Source organism: Ramlibacter sp. PS4R-6 (assembly GCF_037572775.1).
In the GTDB taxonomy this organism is placed as follows: Bacteria; Pseudomonadota; Gammaproteobacteria; order Burkholderiales; family Burkholderiaceae_C; genus Ramlibacter.
This window is the reverse complement of sequence record NZ_JBBHKA010000001.1, coordinates 1,751,389-1,775,628: the sequence shown is the minus strand read 5'-3', so window position 1 is coordinate 1,775,628 and position 24,240 is coordinate 1,751,389. Positions and strand designations below refer to the sequence as shown.

24 protein-coding genes are annotated in these 24,240 nt (G+C 69.5%); 7 read left to right on the top strand and 17 right to left on the bottom strand.

Translation table 11 applies throughout. The annotated features are described in order from the left end of the window. Positions 1-11 precede the first annotated feature (11 nt). Genes WG903_RS08655 through ggt form a run of 4 tightly spaced genes read right to left on the bottom strand, consistent with a single transcriptional unit; the run spans position 12 to position 4,492 of the window. The gene (locus WG903_RS08655) at positions 12-692 is read right to left on the bottom strand and encodes a response regulator (protein ID WP_340074310.1); all 681 of its coding nucleotides are present in this window, start codon (positions 690-692) and stop codon (positions 12-14) included. After that, positions 689-2,158, bottom strand: a complete 1,470-nt coding sequence (locus tag WG903_RS08650) for a DUF4118 domain-containing protein (protein WP_340074308.1) — start codon at positions 2,156-2,158, stop codon at positions 689-691. The genes WG903_RS08655 and WG903_RS08650 overlap by 4 nt, the downstream gene beginning before the upstream one ends. Then, the gene (locus WG903_RS08645; protein WP_340074306.1) at positions 2,155-2,775 is read right to left on the bottom strand and encodes a phosphatase PAP2 family protein; all 621 of its coding nucleotides are present in this window, start codon (positions 2,773-2,775) and stop codon (positions 2,155-2,157) included. The genes WG903_RS08650 and WG903_RS08645 overlap by 4 nt, the downstream gene beginning before the upstream one ends. 1 nt (position 2,776) lies before the next feature. Continuing rightward, on the bottom strand, positions 2,777-4,492 hold the full coding sequence (gene ggt / locus WG903_RS08640) for a gamma-glutamyltransferase (RefSeq protein ID WP_340074304.1): 1,716 nt from the start codon (positions 4,490-4,492) through the stop codon (positions 2,777-2,779). A 167-nt stretch (positions 4,493-4,659) separates the two neighbouring features. Here ggt and WG903_RS08635 point away from each other — a divergent pair, with 167 nt between their 5' ends. Then, a complete protein-coding gene (locus WG903_RS08635; RefSeq protein WP_340074302.1) occupies positions 4,660-4,884 on the top strand; it encodes a hypothetical protein in 225 nt (74 codons plus the stop codon). Positions 4,885-4,923: 39 nt separating this feature from the next. Further along, positions 4,924-6,927 carry a S9 family peptidase gene (locus WG903_RS08630; RefSeq protein WP_340074300.1) on the top strand — a complete coding sequence of 668 codons (2,004 nt, stop codon included), beginning with the start codon at positions 4,924-4,926 and terminating at the stop codon, positions 6,925-6,927. Here WG903_RS08630 and WG903_RS08625 read toward each other — a convergent pair. The 3 genes from WG903_RS08625 to WG903_RS08615 are packed head-to-tail and all read right to left on the bottom strand — an operon-like array spanning position 6,924 to position 9,531. Further along, on the bottom strand, positions 6,924-8,102 hold the full coding sequence (locus WG903_RS08625) for an acyltransferase family protein (protein ID WP_340074298.1): 1,179 nt from the start codon (positions 8,100-8,102) through the stop codon (positions 6,924-6,926). The two genes, WG903_RS08630 and WG903_RS08625, sit on opposite strands and share 4 nt — an antisense overlap. A 24-nt stretch (positions 8,103-8,126) precedes the next feature. After that, positions 8,127-8,357, bottom strand: coding sequence for a hypothetical protein (locus WG903_RS08620; protein ID WP_340074296.1), 231 nt, complete (start codon positions 8,355-8,357; stop codon positions 8,127-8,129). Between the two features lie 46 nt (positions 8,358-8,403). After that, on the bottom strand, positions 8,404-9,531 hold the full coding sequence (locus tag WG903_RS08615; protein ID WP_340074294.1) for a branched-chain amino acid ABC transporter substrate-binding protein: 1,128 nt from the start codon (positions 9,529-9,531) through the stop codon (positions 8,404-8,406). Between the two features lie 240 nt (positions 9,532-9,771). On the opposite strand from WG903_RS08615, the gene WG903_RS08610 reads away from it, so the two are divergent. After that, the gene (locus WG903_RS08610; RefSeq protein WP_340074292.1) at positions 9,772-10,908 is read left to right on the top strand and encodes a branched-chain amino acid ABC transporter substrate-binding protein; all 1,137 of its coding nucleotides are present in this window, start codon (positions 9,772-9,774) and stop codon (positions 10,906-10,908) included. 79 nt (positions 10,909-10,987) lie between these two features. Next, positions 10,988-12,004 carry a porin gene (locus WG903_RS08605; protein ID WP_340074290.1) on the top strand — a complete coding sequence of 339 codons (1,017 nt, stop codon included), beginning with the start codon at positions 10,988-10,990 and terminating at the stop codon, positions 12,002-12,004. A 52-nt stretch (positions 12,005-12,056) separates the two neighbouring features. On the opposite strand, the gene WG903_RS08600 is transcribed toward WG903_RS08605, so the two are convergent. The 3 genes from WG903_RS08600 to WG903_RS08590 all read right to left on the bottom strand — a co-directional run bounded on the left by WG903_RS08600 (position 12,057) and on the right by WG903_RS08590 (position 14,991). Beyond that, positions 12,057-13,001 carry an ArgP/LysG family DNA-binding transcriptional regulator gene (locus WG903_RS08600; protein WP_340074288.1) on the bottom strand — a complete coding sequence of 315 codons (945 nt, stop codon included), beginning with the start codon at positions 12,999-13,001 and terminating at the stop codon, positions 12,057-12,059. A 113-nt stretch (positions 13,002-13,114) separates the two neighbouring features. Then, entirely contained in the window at positions 13,115-13,900 is a 786-nt protein-coding gene (locus WG903_RS08595; protein ID WP_340074286.1) for a LytR/AlgR family response regulator transcription factor, read from the bottom strand. Next, positions 13,897-14,991, bottom strand: coding sequence for a sensor histidine kinase (locus tag WG903_RS08590; RefSeq protein ID WP_340074284.1), 1,095 nt, complete (start codon positions 14,989-14,991; stop codon positions 13,897-13,899). Before WG903_RS08590 ends, WG903_RS08595 begins: the two co-directional genes overlap by 4 nt. Positions 14,992-15,196: 205 nt before the next feature. Here WG903_RS08590 and WG903_RS08585 point away from each other — a divergent pair, with 205 nt between their 5' ends. Then, complete coding sequence (locus WG903_RS08585; protein WP_340074282.1) at positions 15,197-15,454, top strand: hypothetical protein; 258 nt, start codon at positions 15,197-15,199, stop codon at positions 15,452-15,454. Between the two features lie 61 nt (positions 15,455-15,515). Here WG903_RS08585 and WG903_RS08580 read toward each other — a convergent pair whose 3' ends face one another. Next, positions 15,516-17,120 (bottom strand): hypothetical protein, encoded by a 1,605-nt coding sequence (locus WG903_RS08580; protein ID WP_340074280.1) that lies wholly within the window; start codon positions 17,118-17,120, stop codon positions 15,516-15,518. A gap of 83 nt (positions 17,121-17,203) precedes the next feature. Between WG903_RS08580 and WG903_RS08575 the strand changes: the two genes are divergently transcribed. Then, entirely contained in the window at positions 17,204-17,635 is a 432-nt protein-coding gene (locus WG903_RS08575) for a BP74-related protein (protein ID WP_340074278.1), read from the top strand. An 18-nt stretch (positions 17,636-17,653) separates the two neighbouring features. Beyond that, complete coding sequence (locus tag WG903_RS08570) at positions 17,654-18,052, top strand: hypothetical protein (RefSeq protein ID WP_340074276.1); 399 nt, start codon at positions 17,654-17,656, stop codon at positions 18,050-18,052. Here the strand turns inward: WG903_RS08570 and galE are convergent. From galE to epsL, 6 genes are read right to left on the bottom strand one after another with little or no spacing between them, the layout of a single operon-like run. After that, the gene (gene galE, locus WG903_RS08565; RefSeq protein WP_340074274.1) at positions 18,049-19,062 is read right to left on the bottom strand and encodes a UDP-glucose 4-epimerase GalE; all 1,014 of its coding nucleotides are present in this window, start codon (positions 19,060-19,062) and stop codon (positions 18,049-18,051) included. The genes WG903_RS08570 and galE overlap by 4 nt on opposite strands. 14 nt (positions 19,063-19,076) lie before the next feature. Then, on the bottom strand, positions 19,077-19,859 hold the full coding sequence (locus WG903_RS08560; protein WP_340074272.1) for a WecB/TagA/CpsF family glycosyltransferase: 783 nt from the start codon (positions 19,857-19,859) through the stop codon (positions 19,077-19,079). Next, positions 19,856-20,830: a chain length determinant protein tyrosine kinase EpsG gene (gene epsG, locus WG903_RS08555; RefSeq protein ID WP_340074270.1), complete on the bottom strand. Its 975-nt coding sequence runs from the start codon at positions 20,828-20,830 to the stop codon at positions 19,856-19,858. Before epsG ends, WG903_RS08560 begins: the two co-directional genes overlap by 4 nt. Beyond that, the gene (locus WG903_RS08550; protein ID WP_340074268.1) at positions 20,827-22,215 is read right to left on the bottom strand and encodes a Wzz/FepE/Etk N-terminal domain-containing protein; all 1,389 of its coding nucleotides are present in this window, start codon (positions 22,213-22,215) and stop codon (positions 20,827-20,829) included. The genes epsG and WG903_RS08550 overlap by 4 nt, the downstream gene beginning before the upstream one ends. 31 nt (positions 22,216-22,246) lie before the next feature. Continuing rightward, on the bottom strand, positions 22,247-23,062 hold the full coding sequence (gene epsE / locus WG903_RS08545; RefSeq protein WP_340074266.1) for a polysaccharide export protein EpsE: 816 nt from the start codon (positions 23,060-23,062) through the stop codon (positions 22,247-22,249). A gap of 26 nt (positions 23,063-23,088) precedes the next feature. Further along, a complete protein-coding gene (gene epsL, locus WG903_RS08540) occupies positions 23,089-24,231 on the bottom strand; it encodes an XrtB/PEP-CTERM-associated polysaccharide biosynthesis outer membrane protein EpsL (protein WP_340074264.1) in 1,143 nt (380 codons plus the stop codon). Positions 24,232-24,240 lie beyond the last annotated feature (9 nt).

Sequence of the window (24,240 nt, the reverse complement as noted above, 5' to 3'; positions counted from 1 at the left end):
CCGCATAAACGTCACTCGTCCGCCAGCCGGTAGCCCACACCCAGCTCGGTGAGCAGGTAGCGCGGCTGGGCCGGGTCTTCCTCGATCTTGGCGCGCAGGTGGCCCATGTAGATGCGCAGGTAGTGCAGCTGGTCCACCTGGTCTGCGCCCCACACGTCCGCCAGCAGTTGCCGGTGGGTCAGCACCTTGCCGGGCGAGCGCGCCAGCCGTTCGAACAGCTTGAATTCCACCGGCGTGAGGTGCACCTGCGCGCCGCGCACCGCGAGTTCGCGCGAAGCCCGGTCGAATGCGAGGTCGCCGATCTGCAGCCGGGGAGCCGGCAGCGGCGCCGCCCGGGCGCGGCGAAGCATGGCCCGCACGCGCGCCAGCAGCTCGCCCACGCCGAAGGGCTTCGTCAGGTAGTCGTCGGCCCCGGCGTCCAGCGCGGCGATCTTCTCGGCTTCCTGCGTGCGCGCCGACAGGACGAGCACGGGCGCGGTAAGCGATGCGCGCTGCCGCGCGATGAACTGCACGCCATCCTCATCGGGCAGGCCCAGGTCGAGGATGACCAGCTCGGGCGCCTGCCTGCGGATTTCCTCGTCCGCGGCGCGTGCGGTGGCGCAGGTGCGCGGGCGCAGGCCGGCGGCGCTCAGGCTGGCCGCGACGAATTGCGCGATGCCGCTTTCGTCTTCGACGACGAGCACGTCGGTCATGGCGGCGCCGCCTCCATCTCGCGTGCGGGCAGGTCGATGCGGAATTCCGTGCCCGGGTCGCACGGCCGCGCGGCGATGCGGCCGCCATGCGCTTCGACCACCAGCTTGCAGATCGCGAGGCCAAGGCCCGCGGCACCGCCGTCGCGCCGGTACGGCTCGAAGAGGGTCGCCGCCGCCGCTTCGGAAATGCCTTCGCCATGGTCGCGCAGGGCGATGAAGACGCCGTCGCGGCTGCGGCCCGCCGTCACCTCGATGCGGGCGGGCGCCGGCGAGTGGCGCACCGCGTTGTCCACCAGGTTCGCGATCACCTGCGCCAGCAATGCGGCTTCGGCATCGACGGGCGGCAGGCCCGGCGTCACACGCAGCTGGATGCGCACCCCGGGCCAGCGGTTGCGCAGGCGCGCCACCGCCGTGCCCAGGACTTCCTCCACCGACTCCCACTGGCGGCGCAACTGCGCCTGCGGCTGCGACAGGCGCGCCAGCTGCAGGATGTTGTCGGCCATCGCGGTGAGGTCGCGGCTTTCGTCCTCGAGGTTGGCCAGCAACTGGTCGCGCTGGGCGGGGGGCAATTGCGCGGCCTGCGTGCGCAGCGTGCTCGCGGTGCCCATGAGCGCCGCCAACGGGGTGCGCAGGTCGTGGGAGAGCGAGGCCAGCAAGGTGTTGCGGGCGGTTTCGGCCTGCGCCGCCGCGACGGCGTCGCGCGCGACCTGCGCGGCGCGCTCGCGATCGATCGCCAGCCCCACCTGGCGCGCGATCGCCAGCCAATGCTGCTGCAGCTCGCGTGACGGACGCGCGCCCGGATGCAGGAGCCACTGGACGGCGCCGCGCGGTGCGTGGCGCGCGAAAGGCGCGCACCACAGTGGCAAATCGGACCAGTCGTCGCAGCCGCGCCCGAGCGGCCGGCCGTGGTCCACGGCCCATTGCGCGGCGGACGCCTGGAAAGAGGAAGCATCGGCGCCCGCCACGAACGCGCGCAGTGCGTCGCCTTCGTGCAGGAACACGGCTGCGCCATGCCCGATCTCGCGGTGCAGCCATTGCGCGGCTTCCAGCGCCAGCTTCGGCGCGCTGCCGCCACCGGCCAGCGCTTCGCTCAACGCGTGCAACTGCGCCGCCTGCGCCGTCGCCTCCTCGGCGCGCGCGCGCCGCGTGCGCAACGACGCGACCAGGGCGTTGATCCACGTCGACAGGGCCAGCAGCACGGCCAGCGTCCACCAGTACTCCGCGCCGTCGATCTCGAAGCTGTAGCGCGGCGGGACGAAGAAGAAATTGAGCGCCGACACGCACAGGAGGGAGGCGGCCAGGCCCGGGCCGCGGTCCAGCGCCACGGCGGTGGCCACGACGGCCAGGAGATAGACAAGCGCCAGGCCCGCCACCGACATGTGCCCGTCGAGCGCGGTGCTGGCCAGCGTCGCGGCCGCGGCCGCAAGGGCGGCGATGCCGTACTGGTGCGGGCGCGACAGCCTCATGCGCGCATGGTACGCGCGCGCATGAGCATCGTGCAGGCAGCCACCCACGCGACGCCCTCGCCCACCCCGGCCAGCACGTCGCTGAAGTAGTGCGCACCGAGGTAGACGCGCGAGAAGCAGGTGAGCACGACCATCAGCGGCGCGATCACGAGCAGGACGCGACGCAGCAGCGGCGGCGCACCCAGCGACCACGCCGCCACGCACACGAAGCCCCAGAAGACGGTCGCGCCGGCCGCATGCCCGCTGGGAAAACTCGTCGTCGTGAACGTCAGGAGAGGCTCGTCCCAGTGCGGCCGCGCGCGCTGGAACAGCTGCTTGAGGCCCGCGTTGAGAAGTTGGCCACCCTGCACGGTCAGCAGCAGCCGCAGGATCCACCCCGGCTGCCGGCGCACGACGAAGAAGATCGCCAAGCCGGCACTCATCGCGGACAGGCCGATCGTGCTGTGCACGTACGTGAACACAAGCAGCGTGCGCGTCACGGCCCGGTGCATGCGGCCGTGCAGCCAGGTGCTGATCTCCGGGTCGACGCTGGTGAGCGGCCCGTGCAGCAGCAGGTCCGCCGCGGCCAGCGCGAAAAGCAGCAGCCCGCCGGCAAGCGCGAGCTGCGCGCGGCGCATCTCAGTACCCCAGCGCCAGCCCCGTCAGGCCGCGCGGGTCGTTCGCGCCGTAGTAGCGGTTGCTGCCCACCGGCTTGCCCTTGAGCGTGGGCGCTCCCACCATGATCGCGGCGACATGGTTGACCGGCCGCGACAGCACGTGGAAGCGGTGGCCCATGCGCTCGAGGATGCCGCGCGTGTCGGGGCTGAGCGCGAATTTCTCCAGCGACGTCTCCTGCGGCTGCCACTGCTGGTGGAAGCGCGGGGTGTCCACCGCTTCCTGCACGTCCATGTCGTAGTCGACGACGTTGAGGATGGTGTGCAGCACCGCGGTGATGATGCGGCTGCCGCCCGGTGAGCCGAGCACCAGCACCGGCTTGCCCTGGCGCGTGACGATGGTCGGCGACATCGAGCTGAGCGGCCGCTTGCCCGGCGCGATGGCGTTGGCCTCGCCCTGCACCAGCCCGTAGGTGTTGGCCACGCCCGGCTTGATGCTGAAGTCGTCCATCTCGTTGTTCAGCAGCACGCCCGTGCCTTCGGCGGTGACGTTGGCGCCGAACCATTCGTTGAGCGTGTACGTCACCGCCACCGCGTTGCCGTCCTTGTCGACGATGGAGTAGTGCGTCGTGTTCGTGCCCTCGTGTGGCGCGGTGCCGGCGCGCAGCTGCGACGACACGGCGGCCTTCTCGGGATCGATCGCGGCGCGGATCTTCGCGGCGTAGGCCTTGTCGAGCAGCCGCTCCAACGGGTTCTTCACGAACGCCGGGTCGCCCAGCAGGCTGTTGCGGTCCACGTAGGCATGGCGCATCGCCTCGACCTGCACGTGCACGGCCTGCGCCGAGCGGAAGCCCGCCTCGCGCACCGGGTAGCCCTCGAGGATATTGAGCATCTCGCACAGGATGACGCCGCCGGAGCTGGGCGGCGGCGCCGAGATGACGCGATACCCGCGGTAGTCGCATTCGATGGGCGCGAACTCGCGCGCCTGGTACTGGTCCAGGTCGGCCTGCGTGATGATGCCGCCGCCCGCGCGGCTGGCGGCGACGAGGGCCGCGCCCACGCGGCCCTGGTAGAAGCCGCGGGCGCCGTCGCGTGCGATGGCCTTCAAGGTTTCCGCCAGGTCCTTCTGCACCAGCCGCGCGCCGGCGCGAAACGGCTGGCCGCGGTCCAGGAAGATCTTCGCGGTGGCCGCATCGGCGCGCAGGCCCTCGGTGGACCGCTGCATCAGGTCGACGTCGCCTTGGTCCAGCACGAAGCCCTTTTCCGCCAACGCGATCGAAGGCGCGATGAGCTCGCCACGCTTGAGCGTGCCGTACTTCGCCAGCGCGAGTTCCAGGCCAGCGACGGTCCCCGGCACGGCGACCGCCAGATGGCCGCGCGTGCTGGCGCCCGCCACCACGTTGCCCTGCCTGTCCAGGTACATGTCGGGCTTTGCGGCCAGCGGCGCCTTCTCGCGGAAGTCGATGAAGCCCTTGCGCCCGTCGGCCAGCTGCAAGGTCATGAAGCCGCCGCCGCCCAGGTTGCCCGCCGCGGGGTACGTGACCGCCAGCGCATAGCCCACGGCCACCGCCGCGTCGACGGCGTTGCCGCCTTTCTTCAGCACGTCCACGCCGATGCGCGTGGCGAGCTGGTGCGCGCTGACGACCATGCCGTGCTCGGCGGCGACGGGGGCGGGCGATGCGGCGTGGGACGGGGCGAAGGCCAGGGGCGCGACAAGGCCCAGGATGCGGAGGTACTTCATGGGGCGGCCATCTTATCGGGGGGCCCAAAACCCTGCCGGTTCGTCGCGCGGACGCTGCAATCCATCGCCTCCTGACGCGTTTCGTCGCACGCGCCTTGAAACGAGGGGGTGCCCTACCTACATTTGCATCACGGGGCCACCAAACGGCCCCGAAGGAAAGAAACCCGATGACCGCTGCCGCCGCCCAACTGACCGCCGTGCCCGAGCCCCTGCTGCCCGCGCTGGCCCGCTTCGGCGTCGCCGCCGCCGTGGGCGCCGTGCTCACCGTGTGCTGGGTCGCCGCCGAAAGCCAGAGCCACCAGGCCGTCGACCTGTCCTCCCACGCGCTGTCGCCCACCGTGCTGCACGTGAAGCTGCCCACGGTCGAGATCCTGCGGACGGTCGCACGCTAAACGCGCCACAATGCGGCCTCTTTGGACAAGAGAGGCCGCATGACACAGCCCACCCCCTATTCCGTAGAAGACCACATCCGCCTGCGGCGCGTCGCCAGCGCCGTCCCGTCCCCCGACGGTTCATGGCTCGCCGTCGGCGTCCAGCGACTGGACCGCGACGGCACCAAATACCTCTCCGATATCTGGAAAGTGCCCACGGGCGGCGGGCCGGCCGTGCAGCTGACGCGCGGCGAATCGAAGGACGTCGCACCCGCCTTCCGCCATGACGGCGCGCTGGCGTTCCTGTCCAACCGGCAACCCAACGAGGTCAAGCCCGACGAGGACGCCGAAAAGCGCATGCAGGTGTGGGTGCTGCCGCCCGAGGGCGGCGAGCCGCGCCAGCTCACCGACGAGCCGCTCGGCGTGGAAGCCTTCCACTTCGCGGCGAAGGCCGACCGCCTCGTCGTCTTCGCGCCCGTGCTGGCGAACGTCGAGCACGCTAAGCAGCGCGAGACGGCTGCCGAGCGCGCCAAGAAGGGAACCAGCGCGCGCCACTACCGCAAGCAGCCGGTGCGGCACTGGGACCACTGGTTGCACCAGAACCCCGACCGCCCCAACACGCACCTGGTGCTGTACCGCGCCGACGGCGCGGAGCGCGTGGACCTGACGCCCGACGCCACGACCCACTTCAACATCGAGCCGCACCTGGACATTTCCGCCGACGGCAGGCATGCCCTGGCGATCTGGCGCGTGACCGGCGCCGACCGCGTCGACGACAACCAGCTGGTGCTGTTCGACCTTGACGCGCGCACGCACAAGGTGATGCCGCAGGCGCCTTGCACCGACAGCGAAGGCGCGCGTTTCTCGCCCGACGGCAAGTCCATCGCGGTCGTGCGCTCCACGCGCTCGGCCAAGATCGTCGTGCGGCCGACGCTGAACATCGTCGGCCTGGACGGCAACGCGCGCGAGATCGCGAAGGACTGGGACCGCTGGCCGCACATCGGCGACTGGACGCCCGACGGCCGGCAGGTGCTCGTCACCGCGGACGACGACGGCCTGGTGCCGGTGTTCGCCATCGATGCGCAAGGCGGCAAGGTCACGCAGCTCACGTCGCGTGACGCCGGCGGCGGGCACAGCGACATCAATGCATTGCCGGACGGCGGCTTCGCGTGCGTGCGTTCCAGCCTGCTCGATGCGCCCGAAACCTATGTGCACGACGGCAAGGCCGGCACGCCCGCGAAGCCGCTGGCGCGCCTGTCGAACTTCACGCCGGCCGGCGAGTGGGCCGAGATCGAGAGCATCACCACGAAGAGCACCGACGGCGCGGCGATCCAGAGCTGGATCACGCGGCCGAAGAACGGCAAGGGCAAGTCACCGGTGCTGCTGTGGATCCACGGCGGCCCCATCGGCATGTCGGGCGACGGCTGGCACTGGCGCTGGAATTCGCTGCTGGCCGTGGCTCAGGGCTACACCGTCGTGCAGCCGAACCCGCGCGGCTCCACCGGCTTCGGGCAGGCGTTCGTGCAGGGCATCTGGGGCAACGTCTGGGGCGACCAGTGCTTCAAGGACCTGATGGCCGTGACCGACGCGCTGGAGAAGCGCGCCGACGTCGACCCGACGCGCATCATGGCGATGGGCGGCAGCTTCGGCGGCTACATGAGCAACTGGATCGGCACGCAGACGCAGCGCTACCGCTGCATCGTCACGCACGCCAGCATCGTCACCATGGCGGCCTTCACCGGCACCACCGACCACCCGGGCTGGTGGTACCTGGAGATGGGCGGCGAGAACCCGTACACCGACCCCGCCGGCTACGACCGCTTCGCGCCCATCCGCCACATCACGAAGTGGAAGACGCCCACGCTGGTGATCCACGGCGAGCAGGACTACCGCTGCCCGATCGGCGAAGGCCTCAACCTCTTCGAGGCGCTGCAGTACCACGGCGTGGACAGCGAGCTGCTCGTCTTCCCCGACGAGAACCACTGGATCCTGAAGCCGCGCAACATCGTGGCGTGGTACGAGGGCGTGCTGGGCTTCGTGGGCAAGCACATGCAGGCGCGCTAGGCGGGCGTCAATGCGGCGGGCGGGCGCGGCGCCCGCTCATGTCGCTTCCCATTGAGCAGAACGCTCACCCACGTGTGCCGCACGAACAGCTGGTAGCTCGCCAGGCACACGGCCGTCGTCGCCGCGATGTTCAGCGCGATCTTCACCAGCGCCGGCAGGTCCAGGAGGTACAGACCCATGCCGAACAGGATCGTGAGCGGCAGGTGCACCAGGTACACCCAGTACGACGCATCCGCGAGGTAGGCAAGCACCGCGCTGCGTGACGGCAGCCACTTCAGCGCGATGCCGATCGCCGCGAAGCTCCACAGCCACGCCGTCAACCCGTACGCATATGCGAACTGCGGTGCGACCTTTCTTTCCACGCAGTAGCCGGCCACGAAGAAGGTGACGAGTCCCGCCACGGCGAAGGCCGGCCAGCGTTTCAGGTAGATCGCGAAGAGTTCATCGCGCACGGCGTACATCGCCAGGCCCACGCAGAAGAACGCCGCCCAGTGCGCCCACTCGGTGAACGGCGGGATGAACGAACCGCTGGGGAACAGCATGCCGCGCGGATGGACCGCATCGGTCGCCAGCAGCGCCAGGGCCAGCACCACCGGCCCCCACCACGCTGCCGCAAGGCACCGCAGTACCAGCGCCGGGATGCGCCACACGGCGGGCGGCACATAACGCGCGAGCAGCGCGGTGGCCACGCTCATCCACAGCAGCATCCACAGGAACCACATGTGCATGGTGTTCGGCCCGCGCGGCAGGGGCGGCATGTCGGGGCCGCGCACGATTTCGTCGGCGATCCGCATGTCCAGGCCCCACGTGCCGCGGATCGCCCGGTGCATGGCGAGCATCCCGAGGACGACCGTCGCGGCAAAGACGGGGACCCAGAACACCGCGAACGGCAGGCCGAGGCGCAGCGCGCGATGCCTGGCCATGCCCGCCGGCCCGCGCGACTGCAGCAGCATCGCGACGAAGAAGCCGGCGAGGATGAAGAACACCGGCATGCGGAAGGCGTGGATGAAGGCCACGGCCAGGTCGGCCACCACCGCGCGCTTGCCGTCCTGCCAGGGCAGCGGCGCATCGCGCACCATGTGGATGGCGGCCACGTGCAGCACGATGCCCAGCCACATCATCAGGGCGCGCAGGTTGTCCAGCGCGTGCAGGCGCGCCGTCGTGTTCGCGGTCATGGGCCCCTCCTCGGGGCCATTGTGCTACTGGCGCTTGGGGCTCTGCGGCTGCTGCGCCGACGGGCCGACGGACTGCTGCGGGCGCACACCGCAATCTTCCTTGCGCACGAGGGCAGTGCCGGTGGCCGGCCGCACGTTCAGGCAGGGATCGGACGCCGCTTCGGCCGAACGGCCCTGCTGCGCTTCGGTGGCGCAGCCGGCGAGGAAGAGGGAGGAAGCCGCGGCGAACGCCGCGGCCAGGCAATGCAACTTCATGGACAGCGCTTTCTTCAATTTCCGGGAAAGCGCAATGTACCCCGGCTTATTCGAGCGGCGCCTTCTGGCCACCCCTGTAAGAGTAAAGCGTCATCGCCGCGTTCTTCAGTTCGCCGTTCGGCTCGAAGCGGATGGTGCCCGTGACGCCCTTGTAGTTCGCCTTCTTCAGCTCGGGGATGTACTTCTTCGGGTCGGTGGAGCCGGCGCGGGTCATCGCGTCGACCAGCACGAACGTCGCGTCGTAGGTGTACGGGCTGTATACCTGGAACTGGTTCGGGTACTTCGCGTCGTAGCGCGCCTTCCACGCCTTGCCCCCCGGCATCTTGGCCAGCGAAGCGCCGCCTTCTGCGCAGGTCACGTTGTCCAGCAGCTTGCTCTTGCCCGACAGCTCGATGAGTTTCTCGGTGCAGATGCCGTCGCCGCCGAAGAACTTGGCGTTGGAGATGCCCAGCTGCTCCATCTGGCGCAGCATGGGCCCGCCTTGCGTGTCCATGCCGCCGAAGAAGATGGCGTCCGGGTTCTTGGACTTGATGGCGGTCAGGATCGCCATGAAGTCGGTGGCCTTGTCGTTGGTGAACTGCTGGTCGACGACTTCGATGCCCTTTTCCTTCGCCGTCTTCGTGAAGATGTCGGCCACGCCCTGGCCGTAGGCCGAGCGGTCGTCGATCACGGCGACCTTCTTGAGCTTGAGCTTGTCGGCCGCATAGATGGCCAGGCCCGCGCCCAGCGCGTTGTCGTTCGCGATGATGCGGTACGTGGTGGGGTAGTTCGGCTTGGTCAGGTTGGGATTGGTGGCTGCGCCCGTGACGTGCGGGATCTCGCAGTCGTTGTAGACCTTCGATGCCGGGATGGTGGTGCCCGAGTTCAGGTGGCCGACCACGCCGGCGACCTTGGCGTCGCACAGCTTCTGCGCAGCGGCGGTGCCCTGCTTGGGATCCGCGGCATCGTCTTCGGCAGCGATCTCCAGCTTGACCTTCTTCCCGCCGATGGTGACGCCCTTGGCGTTGAGGTCCTCGATGGCCATGCGCACGCCGTTCTCGTTGTCCTTGCCGTAGTGGGCCTGCGGGCCCGACATCGGCGCGACGTGGCCGATCTTGACGACCTCCTGCGCGCACGCGAGGCCCGAGGCGACGGCGGCCACGCCGGCCAGGACGAGTTGTGTTCCTGATTTCATGAAAAGGTGTCTCCTGAGTAGATGGATGGCGGAAGTTGAGGACGGTGTTCACGCTCAACGGGCGCGAACATAGCGCAGATAGCGGCTTGCGCCCGCTCGCGCAGCAACGTTAATGGCCGCTTAAGGGTTGTGATCGATTAGCGCGCGTAATCGCTTTCCTGATGCGCTTGTGCATTGCGCTTACCCCCTACCGCTGCGCACGCGCGGTACCTAAAGTGCGCCCCACCCCCAGGAGCCCACATGCGCCACTTCCTTGCCTGCATTTCCTTCGCCCTGCTCGCGCTGGCCGCCGGCTGCGAGCAGCCCCCTGCCGTCGTGAAGATCGGCGTCGTGCATCCCATGTCGGGCACGCGCGCGCCGCTGGGGCAGGACATGTTCAACGGCGTGAAGCTCGCGGCCGACGAGATCAACAAGGCCGGCGGGATCAAGCTCAAGGGCAAGCGCGTGCCGATCGAACTCGTCGTCGGCGACGACCGCGCCGACCCCCTCGTCGGCACGCAAGTCGCCCAGCAGGTGGTCGACGCCGGCGTCGTCGCCGTCATCGGCCACCTCAACTCGGGCGTGAGCATTCCCGCCGCGCCGGTCTACGCCCGGGCCAACGTGGCCCAGCTCGCGATCTCGACCAACCCGAAGTACACCGAGCTCGGGCTGCCGACCACCTTCCGCCTGGTGGCCAACGATTCGCTGCAGGCCAAGGCCATCGGCTCCTATGCGGTGAACCAGATGCGCGCGGAGAGATGGGCGGTCGTCGACGACGGCACGCCGTACGGCAAGGGCCTGGCGGACAGCGCTGCCGCGGAGCTGGCCAAAGCCAAGAAGACCATCACGCTGCGCGAGAGCTTCGACGAGAAGACGGTGGCCTTCGACGACCTGGCCGGAAAACTCAAGGCGGGCGGCATCGAGGGCATCGTCTCGACGCTGAACGACTACCAGATCGTCGCGCTGATCGACGCCCTGAAGAAGAGCGACTACACGACCGTCAGCATCCTCGGCACGGACACGCTGAAGACGCCGTCGATCCTCAAGAAGGCCGGGCAGGTCAGCGGCATCTACTGCACGTCGCCGATCCTCGATGCGAAGGAATTCCCCGCAGGGCCGAAATTCCTCGACGCCTACAAGGCCGCTTTCAAGATCGAGCCCGCCTACGGCGGCCACTACAGCTACGACGCGATGTACGTGCTGGCCGACGCCATCCAGAAGGCCGATTCGGTCAAGCCCGAGGACATCGTGAAGTCCCTGCGCAGCCTCAACGGGTACGCGCCGGTCACCGGGTCCATGCGCTTCGACGACAAGGGCGAGCAGCGGTACGGCTCCATCAGCGTGTACGGCGTGCGCAACGGCGCGTGGGAGCCGCTGGTGCGCTCCGACACCTGGTAGCGAAGGAGGAACGACACCCAGACGCGACCCGACCTCCCACCCCATTCCCTGCATTCCCATCCAACAGACGGAGACAACCATGAAGAAGAAACTCATCGCATTCGCAAGCCTCTGCGTCCTCTGCGCGGCGGCATCGGCCCAATCCAGCGTGACCCTGTTCGGCGTCGTCGACCTCGGCATCGAACGCACCACGCTGTCGCCCGGCGGCTCGGTCACCGCGCTGACCAGCGGCATCCAGTCCGGCAGCCGCTGGGGCCTCAAGGGCACCGAAGACCTCGGCGGCGGCCTGTCCGCCTCGTTCCGGCTCGAAGGCGGCATCGACGCCAGCACCGGCTTCCTCGCCCAGGGCGGGCGCGCGTTCGGCCGCCAGGCCTGGGTCGGCCTCGATGGCGGCTTCGGCTCGGTGAAGGCGGGCCGCCAGTACACGCCGCTGTTCATCGCGGTCGATACGGTCGACCCCTTCGACGCCGGCATCACCGGCGACGGCTCGGGCGCGCTGGCCGTGTTCCGGTCCTACGGCGTGCGCATGGACAACACGATCACGTACACCACGCCGAAGCTCGGCGACTTCTCGGCCCAGGTCGCTTACGGCTTCGGCGAGGTGCTGGGCAGCATGTCGGTGGGCAGCCAGGTCGGCCTGAGCGGCACCTACGCATCCGGCCCGTTGACGGTCGTCGGCGCCTACCACCACCAGAACGTGGCGGCCGGCGGCGTGACGGTGGGCCGCAGCCGCACCGCGATGATCGGCGCCGCCTACGACCTGAAGGCCGCCGTCGTCAGCGGCGCGTTCGCGGTGAACCGCGACAAGGACGCGACGGGCCTTTCGGTCGGCAGGAGCAAGGACTACATGCTGGGCGTGAGCGTGCCCGTCGGCGCGGCGACGCTGCTCGCGGAGTACGTGCACCACGGCGACAACTTCGTCACCGCGGCCGACGCGAACTACTGGCAGCTCGGGGCGACGTACGCGCTGTCCAAGCGCACGAACTTCTACACGTCCTACTCGACCATCCGCAACCAGTCACTCGGCACGATGGGTTCCGGCGCGCCGGGCGTGGACATCAGCTGGCTGAACGTGGGCATCCGCCACACCTTCTGAGCCGGCGCTTTCTCCAGGGTTGGGCTCCGCGCGCAAGCGCGGGGCCTTTTTTTCAGGCGACGGCCCGCGCGTCTTCCTCCGGCACGCCGCTTGCCTGCAGTTCCCGCGCCCCCGCGTTCACCGCCGCATCGAGCAGGGCGATCACTTCCGACTGGAAGTTGCACGAGTGCCAGTGGAGGTCGACGCCGTGCGCAACGCCGGGTGCGATGTCGACGAGCTCCCCGTCGCGCACCATGGCCTCGACGAGCATCTTTGGGAGCACGCTCACCCCCCACCCTGCCAGCACGGCCCGCAGCTGGCCATCGGGCGTCGGCACGAAGTGCTGGTTCAGCAGGATGTCCTTCAGCCCGAGCGCCTTGGAAACGAATTCGACCTGCACGTCGCTGCCGCGGCTGTGCGCGATGAACTTCAGGCTGCGGAAGTTCTGGGGCGTGAGGCCGTGCGGGCAATTCCTCGCGGCGAAGTCCTTCCCGGCAACCGCCATGTAGTGCATGCGCCCGAGCGCGACGGCCTTGCAGCCGTACGGGGCCTGGTCCACGGTGGTGACGCAGCCGAGCACGTCGCCCTCGCGCAGCCGTTCGTGCGTCTGTTCGGGGTGGTCGACGATGATCTCGGTGGCCAGGCCGTCGCGGCTGAACGCGTCCAGTGCCGCCAAGCCCCAGGTGGCGACGCTGTCGGGATCGAACGCGACGGAAATCTGCTGGTCTTCGCGCGGGGTGCGCGTGAACGTCGGGCCCAGGTCGCGCAGCTCCCGGATCAGGTCGGCCTGCTTCACCGTCAGGTGCTTGGCGTGCCGCAGCAGCACCTGGCCGGCGGGCGTCGCGCGGACCGGGCGGCTGCGGACGATGAGGACCGTGCCCACGTTCGATTCGAGGGACCAGAGCCTTTGCGAGACCGCCGACTGCGTGATGGACAGGCGCCGCGCGGCCCGCTGGAAACTGCCCTCTTCGGCCAGTGCGACCAGGCACTCGAGGGCCAGTGGATCGAGGTTGCGCATGGGATTCCAAGCCAGGGCTGTGATGCGCGGCAGTGTGGCGTCGCCCGGCCAGAAACAAAAGTTCAATTAAAGTATCGCGCGTAACATCAGCGCCGCTAATGACGCGCCGCGCGCTACATCTGCCGGAACACGTGCAGGTAGCTGCGGCTCACGGGCAGCTGCTCGTCGCGGCCCTTCAGGTGAACGGTGGCGGTCTCGTTCTCGCCGCGCGTCACGTGCCGCACCGACCGCAGGTTGACCACCACCGAGCGGTGGATCTGGACGAAATGCACGGCGTCCAGCTCCCCGATCAACTGCTTCAGCGGCGTGCTGATCAGCGCTTCGGCGGCCTGCCCTTCGTCGCGCCAGGCGACCAGCGTGTACTTCTCGTCGGACTTCAGGAAGTCGATGTCGTCCACCGGGATCATGCGCAGCGTGCCGCGGGAGCTCGCGCGGATCCAGCGCAGCGGCTCGGCCCCGGCGCCCTCGCCGCGCAGGCGCGCTGCCAGTTCGCGCAGCAGTTCGTCGCTGATCGCCGAAGGCGCCGCGTTGCCGACGCGCTCCTTCAGGCGCGCGACGGTCGTCGCCAGGCGGTTCGCATCGACGGGCTTGACGATGTAGTCGTGCGCGCCGTGCTCGAAAGCCTTCAGCGCGTACTGCTCGAAGGCGGTGACGAAGACCAGGTGCGCGCGGTTGCCGATCTTCTGCGCGGCCTCGATGCCCGTCATGCCCGGCATGTGCACGTCGAGGAAGCAGATGTCGGGCTCGTGCGCTTCGAACTGTTCCACCGCCTCGCGGCCATTGCGCGCCTGCGCGACCACTTCGAGCTCCGGCCAGGCGCGCGCCAGCAGTGCGATGAGTTCCTCGCGCAGCAGCGGCTCGTCGTCGGCGACCAGCGCCCTCGCCTTCGGCCCGCTCATGGCGCGCCCTGCGCGGGAAACTCGAGCACCGCGCGCGTGCCGCGCGCATCGCCGCTGGCCAGGCGCAACTGCGCGTCGCCGAAGGCCAGCTTCATGCGCTCGCGCAGGTTGGCCAGGCCGCTGCCGCCGCTGCCGGCCTGCTTCAGCCCCACGCCCGTGTCGCTGACGGTCGCGATGCAGCGGCCGTCCTGCAAGCGCACCTCGACGTCGATGCGCCCGCCGTCCTCGCTCGGGTCGACGCCGTGGCGCACGGCGTTCTCCACCAGCGTCAGCAGCGCCATCGGCGGGCAGCGCATCCCGTTCGCGGCGGCGTCGCTCTCCACCGCGTAGTGCAGGCGGTCGGGCATGCGCATGTGCATCAGCTCGAGGTAGGCGCGCACGAGGTCCAGCTCCTGGGCGATGGTGCCTTCGCTTTGCTGCAGGCGCGGCACCGATGCGCGCAGGTAAGCGATCAGGCTGTCCATCACCTGCACGGCGCGCGGCGAGCCGGCATTGACCAGCGCGCGGATGTTGGCGAGCGTGTTGAAGAGGAAGTGCGGCTGCACCTGGCCCTGCAGCAGGCGCAGGCGCGTGTCCGCGGACTGGCGCTCGATCTCGCTGCGCTCCAGCTGCAGGCGCATCGCTTCGTCGCGCGCCAGCGCCTCGCGCCGCCGCATGATGGCCGCGAAGGCCACGGGCGGCGCGAACACCACGCAGGGCAGGATCAGCGACCACATGCCCGCGCGGTAGCCGGGCTCTTCCAGCACTTCGGCGAGGTTGCCGCCCGCCGGCAGCGCATAGGCGAACACCGCGCCGAAGGAGCCCGCCAGCATCACGCCGACGATCTGCAGCCACCAGCGCGCGGCCCACGACGGCAGCCGCTGCGGCCAGCGCTCGAACACGCCGTAGGCGATGGTCGCGAACGTGGCCACCACCAGGCAGCGCGCCAGCCACACGACGAAGGGCGTGGGCGAATCCAGGTGCACCAGCGCGAAGCCGAGCGCCATGATGAAGACGACGCGCAGGCGCGGCCAGCCGAGGATCTGGGGAAAATGCTCCGGGACCGGGTCGTCGGTGGGCGCCGGGGGCACGGGCGTGGGAACTGCAGCCATGGGAGCGGAGTCTGGCAGGCCGCCGCCTGCCCCTCAAGCCCCGCCCGACGAACCACGGTCGGGGCCGACGGATAACGGGCCCGGGCCGGCAAATCCGCAGTTCGTCGGCCCAGCCTGCGGTTCGTCGCATTCCGGTCGCATTCCGCAGGCCCCATTCCTACAGTCCACACATCGGGCCACGAAACGGCCCCACCTGGAGGAAACGATGAATACCAACCACGCCCCGCAACCGCTGCTCTCCGCCTACGCCCGCATCGCCGGCGGTATCGCCGCCGTGGCCATCATCGCCGTGTCGTCCTTCGCCGCCGGGCAGGCCAGCCACGTCGCCGTCGGCAGCGCGCAGGCCGCCATGCACCCCAGCGTGATGTACGTGAACCTGCAGCCCGTGGAGATCGTGGGCCGCCGCGACACCGGCACGCCGGTGGCCGACGCCGCCTGCCCTTCGCGCAGCTCGAACATCTGAACCGAAAGCCGAGGAGGGATCCAGATCCCTCGTATGGGGCGGCGTCATGCCGCCCCTTTTTTTATTGCCGCAGCGCTTTGAGGCCCTTCTCGGCCAGCGGATGCCCCGGGCGCTCCGCCAGCACCTGCCGGTAGCTCGCCTCCGCCTCCCGGATTCGCTTCGCGCGGGCCTGCAGGTCGCCAAGCGTCGTGCGGCCCAGGCTGCCGAGGAAAGGCGGCTCCGACTGCTCCAGCACCGCATCGAATTCGGCCACCTTCGCCTGCGCGGCAATGGCGGCATCCAGGTCGCCGCGGGCCAGCGCGATCTCCGACTCCAGCCGCGCGACGTCGTACTCCATCATCGCGACGGTGGCCTTGCGCTTGGCGTTGCGCGTGCGCACGCCTTCGGCCACGGGCTTGAGTTCGTCGAGCAGCTTCACGGCTTCGTCGACACGCCCGAGCCGCGCCTGCGCGACGCCACGCGCGAACAGCCAGTGCGCCTTCGTCACGCCGCGCTCGCCCTTGGGCTGCGGCTCGGCCAGCGCCTGGTCCCAGCGCTCGAAACGCAGCAGGGTGAACAGCCGCGTGCTGCGCAGGTACTCGCCGAAGTTGTTGTCCCAATCCTTGCCGATCTCCGCCACGCCCGCCGCCGCATCCAAGGCGACCTTCTCGTTGCCGCTGACGATCGCGGCGTACCAGAGGAAGTGCGAGTTGTGGCCGCGCCAGTCCTTCGACGGCTCGAAGCCCTGCGCCTTCTCCAGCTTCACCAGGGCCTCGTCGCCCGCGAGGGCCGCCTGGTTCACGCGCGTCGCTTCCTCGAAGCGGCCGACGTTGATGTAGATGTGCGCCGGCATGTGCACCAGGTGCGGCGACGCGGGCGCCAACTGGCCCAGGCGGTCCGCGGCAGCCACCGCGCGCTTCGCGACGGAAGCCGCGTCCACGGTGTGGATCAGGTAGTGGTTCAGGCCGGTGTGCCGCGGGTGCGACGCGAGCAGCTTCTCGAGCCGGTCCGCCACTTCGCCCGCGCGTCCCGCCGGCCGGCCGTCCTTGTCCCACAGGGCATCGCCCGGTGTCGCGATGAGTTCGGCTTCGGCGTACAGCGTCAGGATCTCCGGATCCGCCGGGTATGCGTCGGCGAGCTTGCGCATCGCGGCGGCATAGGCGTCGTCGAGCGGGTGGACGGCGTTGTCGTCCTTCTCCGTCTTGCCGCACCACGCCGCCATGAGCGGCGCGGTCTCGCGCGCCGCCGTCGCGTGCGCGTAGCGCAGCGCCAGCGACTCCACCAGCGCCTTCTCGCGCGGCGTCGCGCGGTCCAGGCGCCTGAGCGCGTAGTCGACGTACTTCAGCGCTTCCGCCGCGCCGTCGCGGCTGTGGCTGTTGATGCCCGGGCCCAGTTGCCACGCCACGCCCCACGCGCACATCGCGCAGCCGCGGTCCTTCGCCAGCGCCGCCTTGAATGCGCGCACCGCCGCCGTTTCGTTGAACGCGTAGGCCTGCAGCACGCCTTCGTTGAACAAGGCCTGCGCTTCGGGCGACGAAGTGGTGATCGGCGCGGACAGCTGCCCGTACCCTTCCAGCCGCGGCGCCTTCGCGCCCATGTCGGGCGTGAACGGCACCAGCGACGCGCACGAATTGAGCAAGGCGATCGCCGCGGCGGCCGTGGCCGCGCGAAGAAAAGTCCGCTGCATGGAAGCTCCTCGTGAATCCCGCGGCAGTATGCATGGCGCACCGGGGCTTGTCACGGCATCGCACGCCTGAGAGACTGGCCGTCATGAATGCCCCTGCGCGCCGTCTCGCGGCGCTGGCCCTCTTCGCCTGCCTCGCGTCTTGCGGCGGCGGTGGCGGCGACGCGCCGCCCGCGCAGCCGCAGTCCGTCACCTTCGCCTTCCGCCTGCGCGGCTTGCCCGCATCGGAGGAGTTCCGCATCGCCACGGCGTCCCCGGCCTTCATCGCGCAGGTGCGCGAGCAGCTGCGGCTGCCCGAGGCGCAGCGCCAGCTGTTCGTCGCCGGGGCCATCCGCGCGGGCGGCGCCGGCCACAACCTGGCCTGGAGCTGGCACTTTGCGGACGCGTCGCTGGTGCAGGCGGCCATCGAGCTGTGCGACGGCCGCCCGAGCATGGTCGAAGCGAACCTGCCCTACTGGCTGGATACCGTCAAAAGCTTCTGCCCCTGGTCGTCGTACGCCTACGCGGAAATCGGCTGAACCGGGTATAAAAAAAGCATGCGCGCGCGTCTCTTTCACTTGCTGGTGGCAACGGCCCTCGCGTCGGCCGCGACGGCGGCGCTCGCCCAGCTGCACGACGTCGCCTGGGACGAGCGCGGCGGCGCGGCGCTGCGCCAGCAGGTGGCGGCGGGCAAGTCGCTGGAGTGGTGCGCGCCGCTGCGCCCCGGCGACGACATCCACTGGGAGTTCGATTCAGGCGACGCGCTGGAGATGAACGTCCATTTCCATGAGGGCAACAACGTCGTCTATCCCGTCACGTCGGCGGAGGCCGCTTCGCGCAACGGCCGGCTCACGGCCCCGGCCGAGCACGTGTACTGCTGGATGTGGACCAACAAGGGCCGCGCGCCCGTGGCTCTTCAGGCCCGCTTGCAGAAAGCCCTGCGCCGCCAGCCCTAGTCGCGGTAGCCGTTGGGGTTGGCGCTCTGCCAGCGCCAGGTGTCGGCGCACATCTCGTCGAGCGAGCGCGTGGCCTTCCAGCCCAGCAGCTTCTCGGCCATGGCAGGGTCGGCGTAGCACTGCGCGACGTCGCCGGGGCGGCGCGGCGCGATGCGGTACGGCACCTTGCGGCCACTGGCCTTCTCGAACGCGCGCACCACTTCCAGCACGCTGTTGCCGCGGCCCGTGCCCAGGTTGACGGTGAAGCTCTGCCCCTTCTTCAGCAGCGCGCCGAGCGCGGCGACGTGGCCTTCGGCCAGGTCCATCACGTGGATGTAGTCGCGCACGCCGGTGCCGTCGGGCGTGGGGTAGTCGTCGCCGAAGACGGCGAGTTCGGGGCGCTTGCCGGTGGCCACCTGCGCGATGAAGGGCATCAGGTTGTTCGGCACGCCGTTCGGGTCTTCGCCGATGGTGCCGCCGGCATGCGCGCCCACCGGGTTGAAGTAGCGCAGGATCGCCACCTTCCACTGCGGGTATGCCTTGCAGACAGCCGCCAGCATGTCCTCGCCCACCAGCTTGCTGTGGCCGTAGGGGTTGGTGTGGCCGCGCGCGAAGTCCTCGCGGATCGGCACGCTTTGCGGCTCGCCGTACACCGTGGCGCTGCTGGAAAAGACGAAAGGCGGCCAGCCCGCCTCGGCCAGGCACTCCATGAGGCTCACGGCGCCGCAGATGTTGTTGCGGTAGTACTTGAGCGGCTGCGCCACGCTTTCGCCCACGGCCTTGTCGGCCGCGAAGTGCACCACGCCCTGGATCGCGTGGCGCTGGAGCAGCCCGCGCACCAGCTTCTGGTCGGCGACGTCGCCTTCCTGGCAGATGACCGGCTTGCCGGTGATTTTCTGCAGGCGCTCGACCACCTTGGGGTGGCTGTTGGCGAAGTTGTCGAGGATGACCGGCGTGTAGCCGGCCTCCACCAGTGCGACGTACGTGTGGCTGCCGATGTACCCGGCGCCGCCCGTGAGCAGGATGTTCATGCCGGGATATTAGGTCAGGTCGGGGCGCTTTGCCCCTGCCGCATCGTCGCCCGGGCGAGGCTGAAGGCGCGCGCGAGGAACACGGGGTTGCCCACGACGTAGCGCTGGAACAGCCGCTTGGGCTCCAGTGCCAGGCGGTACGCCCACTCCATGTGCGAGCTGCGGATCCACTGCGGCGCGCGCGAGGTCTTGCCGCCCATGAAGTCGAGGATGGCGCCGCCGCACACGATCAGGCAGGGGTAGCCCACCGCCGCGCGCAGCGTGCATGCCACTTCCTCCTGCTTGGGCATGCCCATGCCCAGCACGATCAGCTCGGGCCGGTGCAGGGTGGCGAGCTTGATGTAGTCGGTGGTCTCCAGGAAGCCGTGCGTGGTGACGCAGCGGCTGCCCGGCGCGAGCTTCTCGGTGACCTTGTCGCGCGCCTTGCGCAGGTACGGGTCCTGCGTGCCGAACAGCGCGATCGAGCGGCCCGAGTAGAGCTTCAGGATCTTCGGGATCAGGTCCGTGCCATTGAGGTTCAGGCCCGGCGCCTGGTTCAGCATGCGCAGCAGGATGGCCATGCCGATGCCGTCGCGCAGCACGATGTCGGCCGACATCAGCGACTCGTAGAACTTGCGCGACGTGGCCGCGGAATTCATGGCGTGCGCATTGACGAACGCCAGCACCGTCGGCTCCTTCGGCTGCGCGAGCGATTCCAGCAGCTGCTGTTCGCCGCGCTCCGTGTGCACGCGCACCACGCCTTGCACCAGCTCGCGCCAGCGCGGCTGCCACTCGGAAACGGCTGCTCCCTGTGTCATGCCCTCAGGCGCGCCGCGGTGTTGGGCGCCACGCGCTCCGGTTTGTCAGGTTGCGCGCCGTTGAGCACGGCGCCGACGATCGTCACGCCGAACTGGCGCAGGTCGTCGGCCAGGTGCGCGACGCGCGGCACCGAGGTGGCGTCGCGGCAGGCCAGCATCAGCGCGGCGCCGCAGCGGGCGGCCACCGTGCCGGCATCGGCCCACATCGTGCCGGCGGGCGTGTCCACGAGGATCACCTCGTAGCTCGCGCGCAGCGCCTGGATCAGGCGGGCAAAGCCCGGGCGCGACAGCAGCTCCTGCGGGTTCGGCGGCGCGGCGCCCGCGGGCAGCACCCACAGGCCCGGCAGCGACTTGATCTCGTGCACCGCTTCCCAGCCGGCGCGGCCGGAGAGAACGGTGGACAGGCCCACGCGCGTCTGCAGGTTGAAGATTTCGTGCTGGCGCGGGCGGCGCAGGTCGGCGTCGATGAGCAGCGTGCGCTTGCCCAGCTGCGAGAACAGCACCGCGAGGTTGGCCGTGATGTAGCTGCGGCCTTCGCCCACGCCGGGGCTCACCACCGCCAGCGCGGCCTGGCGCGCGTCGTTCTCGAACCAGCGCAGCATCAGCTGGCTGCGCAGCACGCGCAGGTGTTCCACGGCGTCGCTGTCGGGGTCGGTCGCGGCGATCAGTTCCTCGCCGAAGCCGGCCGTGTCGGGCGCGAAGTAGGCATGGCCGAACTGCAGCGCGAGCGCGCGCTTGACGTCTTCCTCGTCGAGCAGGCCCATCGCGATGCCGGCCTCGCCGAAGAGCAAGCCCGACTTCTTCTGGTAATCCAGGATGCGCTGCACGTCGCCCTGCTGCAGCGCGCCGGCCTGCACCAGGATCGCGCCGATGGGCTGCGCGGCTTCGCGCGTCGGCAGCTCGATGTCGAGCTCGGTGAGGTCCGTGCGGTTGGGCAGCGGGTAGATCTGCGTGCTGGTGCTGCTGGTCATGCTGCGCTCCGTGCGAGGGCCAGCCGGCGCGCAGTGGGCGCCGACAGCCGCAGGGGTTGGTAATGGGACGAATTGGCGGCCGGCACGGTGGCCAGGATCGGCAGGTGCGTGACCATCGAGAGATCATGCACGGTGCGGACACGGCGGTTGGCGAGTTCGGCCATCAGCGCGCCGGCGATGGCGAGCAGCACGCCGACGGCAAAGGCGATGGCCATGGCCTGCGTACCCGTCGGGCCGGTCTTTTCCATCGGCTCGACGGCGGGCGCGAGCTTCATGATGTTGGTCTGCGTGCTCATGGAATTCAGGCGGGCCTGCGCGGCGCTGGCGGTCACCGTGTCGAACGCCTTCTGGGCGGAATCGACGTCGGACTTGATCAGGTTCAGCTCGGCGCGCTGCTTGTTCATCGACAGCACCTTCTGCTTCTGCTCGTCGATGGCGGATTTGAGGTCGCGCTCCCGGGCCTTCTGCGCCTCCACCGAAGCGGCGGCGGTGATGCCCACGCGCGAGGACTCCTCGGACAGCCGGCTCTTCATCGCGGCCAGCTCCGACTGCAGGCGCATCATCTCGGGGTGGCGCGAGCCCATGGTGGCGGAGTTCTGCGCGATCTTGGCTTCCATGCGCGCGACGTCCTGGCGCAGGTTGTTCACCAGCGGGCTGGCGTCGGATGCGCCGGCGGGCGAGCCGCCGCGGCCGCGGCTTTGCGCCACGGACAGCTGCTGCAGCAGTTCATTCAGGCGCGTCACCTCGAAGTCGGCCTTCTCGTCGGCCGACACGATGCCCGCCTTCTCCTGGTAGGCGGCGAACCGCTGCTGGGCCTTCTCCAGGCGCTCGCGCGCTTCCTTCACCTGGTCGTCGAACCACACCGTGTACTTCTTCTGCGGCTCGGTCTTGATGTCCAGCGTGGTCTCGATGTAGGCCTGCGCGAACGCGTTGGCCACGCGCGCGGCCTCGGCGGGCGTGCGGCCCACCCAGGTCACGTTGATGATGTTGGTCTCGCGCGCCGGCTTGACCTCCAGGTTCTGCTGGAGCGCCGTGGCGATGATCCGATCCGCCGCGGGCTTGCCCTGCGCCTTGGCCAGCAGCGACTTCATCGGCGGCTGGTCGGCCGGCAGCATCTTGGCCACCTTCTCGGCGACGCGGTCGCTCTTGATGATGTCGATCTGCGTCGTCATGTAGCTGGGCGCGATCATGCCCTGCATGTACGCGTAGTTGGCGTTGACCATCGGGTCCGGACGCTGCACGTCCACCAGCACGGGCGCCACCGCCTTGTACGAAGCGGGCCGCAGCAGCACCCAGCCGAGCGCGATGAACAGCGTGGAAAGCAGGATGAAGCCTGCCAGCCCGCGCCGGGCGCGCAGGATCGAAAAGAATTGAGACAGGCCCATGCCGAATTTCCCCCTGGACTGCTTGTGAGATTTAGAAAATGCTTTCGCGCACGACGATGACGTCGCCCGCCTGCACGACGTCCGACAGGCGCGGGTCCATCGTGACCTTCTGGCCGTCGGGCTGCGTGCGCGTGATGCGGATGCGGCCCATGCTGCCGCGGTTGGTGATGCCGCCGCCGGCGGCGATCGCCTGCTGCACGGTCATGCCGCGCTCGATCTTGTAGGTGCCGGGCTTCTGGGCCTCGCCCGAGATGTAGAACGTGGGGGCCTTCGACACGAAGATGGTGTCGCCGGCCTGCAGGACCACGTCGTCGGTGCTGCGCCCCGCGAAGAGCGCCTGCACGTCCACTTCCTTGCGGAAGGGCTGGCCGTTGCGCTGGCCGGTGACGACCACGCGGTCGTCGCCGTTGGGCGTGACGCCGCCGGCGGCCGCGATGATCTCGCTCACGCGCACGTTGGTCGTCTCCAGCGGGAAGCGGCCGGGCCTGCCCACCTCGCCCAGCACGGCCACCTGGCTGCCGCGCACCTGCGCGACGTTGATGTTCACCTGGGGAGCCTTCAGGATGTTTTCCTTCTGCAGCGCCTTCGCGATCGCCTGTTCGGCCTGGCTGACCGACAAGCCGCCCAGCTGGACGGGACCGACCAGCGGGTAGTTCACGACGCCGCTTTCGGAAATGCGCACCTCGAACGAGAGCTCCGGGTTCTGGTAGACCTGGACCTTGATCGAGTCGCCGGGCGACAGGCGGTAGTCGCCCGGCTTGTTCGCGTCCTGCTGCGCCGACGCGATGCCGGCCGCGAGGGCCAGGGTGGCGATCCCTATCGTGGAGCGAAGCAGCTTGGACATCATGTTGGAATCTCCCTAACGGTTGGATGTCAGAAGTTGGCGCGGGCCAGCACGCCGAAGACGTTGGCGCGGTAGCCGGCGTTGACCGAGGACCGCAGCTTTTCCTGGCGGATATAGCCCGATACGGTGATGGTGCGCAGCGCCTCCCAGTCGACCCCGGCCTGGATGGCCTCGATCTTCTCGGTGCGGTTCGCGAACGCGATGGCGGCGCCGGTGTCCTTCCACTTGCGCTGCGTGTAGTCGTAGCGCAGGTTGAACGAGGTCTTGGCGGTGGCGTGCCACACGGGCGCGAGGAAGAAGCGGTCGCTTTCCACCTTGCCGCCGGTGACGAGGCCCGTGGCGCTCAGGTCGTGCTGGTAGCCGGCGACCAGGCTGGTCTTGCCGGTGATGTCCCAGGTGGCGCTGATGCCGCCGACCATGCCGCTGAAGTCGAGCACGGGCGCGTTGTCGTGGTCGCGCTTGACGTGCGCCAGGCGCGCGTCGATCGTCGTCTTGCCGGTGACCGACCAGCGGGCCGTGGCCTCGATCTCGTCGTCGTCGAAGTCGGTGTTCAGCGTGCCGAAGCTCGCGTCCTTGTATTCGCCCTTGCCGCGCTTGTAGCGCAGCGCGAAGGACGAGCCCGATGCCGCCTGGTAGCCCACGCCCACCTGGCCGTAGGTGATGTCGGGGCTGGCGTCCCAGCTGAAGGGCTCGGTGCTGGACGTGCGGTAGTGCGACACGCCCGCCATCACGCGCCACGGGCCGGCGATGTCGAACGCGCCTTCGGCGAGCTCGTTGCGCTCGGTGCGCCGGCCGATGCGGTTGGTGAACGTCACCGGGTCGGTCGTCACTTCGCGGAACTGCTTGCGGTCGGCGCTGACGGTGCCGTGCAGGCGGGGCGTGATGCTCCAGTCCCAGGCCAGGCCGTAGTTGATCGTGTTGAAGTTCAGCTCGGAGTGGTCGCTGTAGCGCCACGCATCGGCCTGGATGTTGGCGCGGATGCGCTGCAGGCTGAACTGCTTGTTGTACGTCAGGCCCACGCCCGCGGTGTACGCGGTGTCGGATTCGGCGCCGGACCCCACGCGCAGCACGTTGCTGTCGTGTTCCGCGCCCAGCCGGCCCTGGAAGTGCAGGCCTTCCTGGTTCGTGTCGACGACGCGGGCCATCTGGGCCATGACGGCGGGGGAGGCCATAATGATCGA

Coding starts and splice junctions, on each gene's coding strand:
- WG903_RS08550 (WP_340074268.1), bottom strand. CDS start 22,215: ATGGGCCTGTCTCAATTCTTTTCGATCCTGCGCGCCCGGCGCGGGCTG.
- epsE (WP_340074266.1), bottom strand. CDS start 23,062: ATGATGTCCAAGCTGCTTCGCTCCACGATAGGGATCGCCACCCTGGCC.
- WG903_RS08630 (WP_340074300.1), top strand. CDS start 4,924: ATGACACAGCCCACCCCCTATTCCGTAGAAGACCACATCCGCCTGCGG.
- WG903_RS08595 (WP_340074286.1), bottom strand. CDS start 13,900: ATGAGCGGGCCGAAGGCGAGGGCGCTGGTCGCCGACGACGAGCCGCTG.
- epsG (WP_340074270.1), bottom strand. CDS start 20,830: ATGACCAGCAGCACCAGCACGCAGATCTACCCGCTGCCCAACCGCACG.
- WG903_RS08655 (WP_340074310.1), bottom strand. CDS start 692: ATGACCGACGTGCTCGTCGTCGAAGACGAAAGCGGCATCGCGCAATTC.
- WG903_RS08605 (WP_340074290.1), top strand. CDS start 10,988: ATGAAGAAGAAACTCATCGCATTCGCAAGCCTCTGCGTCCTCTGCGCG.
- epsL (WP_340074264.1), bottom strand. CDS start 24,231: ATGGCCTCCCCCGCCGTCATGGCCCAGATGGCCCGCGTCGTCGACACG.
- WG903_RS08570 (WP_340074276.1), top strand. CDS start 17,654: ATGCGCGCGCGTCTCTTTCACTTGCTGGTGGCAACGGCCCTCGCGTCG.
- ggt (WP_340074304.1), bottom strand. CDS start 4,492: ATGAAGTACCTCCGCATCCTGGGCCTTGTCGCGCCCCTGGCCTTCGCC.
- WG903_RS08635 (WP_340074302.1), top strand. CDS start 4,660: ATGACCGCTGCCGCCGCCCAACTGACCGCCGTGCCCGAGCCCCTGCTG.
- WG903_RS08650 (WP_340074308.1), bottom strand. CDS start 2,158: ATGAGGCTGTCGCGCCCGCACCAGTACGGCATCGCCGCCCTTGCGGCC.
- WG903_RS08615 (WP_340074294.1), bottom strand. CDS start 9,531: ATGAAATCAGGAACACAACTCGTCCTGGCCGGCGTGGCCGCCGTCGCC.
- WG903_RS08590 (WP_340074284.1), bottom strand. CDS start 14,991: ATGGCTGCAGTTCCCACGCCCGTGCCCCCGGCGCCCACCGACGACCCG.
- WG903_RS08645 (WP_340074306.1), bottom strand. CDS start 2,775: ATGCGCCGCGCGCAGCTCGCGCTTGCCGGCGGGCTGCTGCTTTTCGCG.
- WG903_RS08620 (WP_340074296.1), bottom strand. CDS start 8,357: ATGAAGTTGCATTGCCTGGCCGCGGCGTTCGCCGCGGCTTCCTCCCTC.
- WG903_RS08625 (WP_340074298.1), bottom strand. CDS start 8,102: ATGACCGCGAACACGACGGCGCGCCTGCACGCGCTGGACAACCTGCGC.
- WG903_RS08585 (WP_340074282.1), top strand. CDS start 15,197: ATGAATACCAACCACGCCCCGCAACCGCTGCTCTCCGCCTACGCCCGC.
- WG903_RS08575 (WP_340074278.1), top strand. CDS start 17,204: ATGAATGCCCCTGCGCGCCGTCTCGCGGCGCTGGCCCTCTTCGCCTGC.
- WG903_RS08560 (WP_340074272.1), bottom strand. CDS start 19,859: ATGACACAGGGAGCAGCCGTTTCCGAGTGGCAGCCGCGCTGGCGCGAG.
- WG903_RS08600 (WP_340074288.1), bottom strand. CDS start 13,001: ATGCGCAACCTCGATCCACTGGCCCTCGAGTGCCTGGTCGCACTGGCC.
- WG903_RS08610 (WP_340074292.1), top strand. CDS start 9,772: ATGCGCCACTTCCTTGCCTGCATTTCCTTCGCCCTGCTCGCGCTGGCC.
- WG903_RS08580 (WP_340074280.1), bottom strand. CDS start 17,120: ATGCAGCGGACTTTTCTTCGCGCGGCCACGGCCGCCGCGGCGATCGCC.
- galE (WP_340074274.1), bottom strand. CDS start 19,062: ATGAACATCCTGCTCACGGGCGGCGCCGGGTACATCGGCAGCCACACG.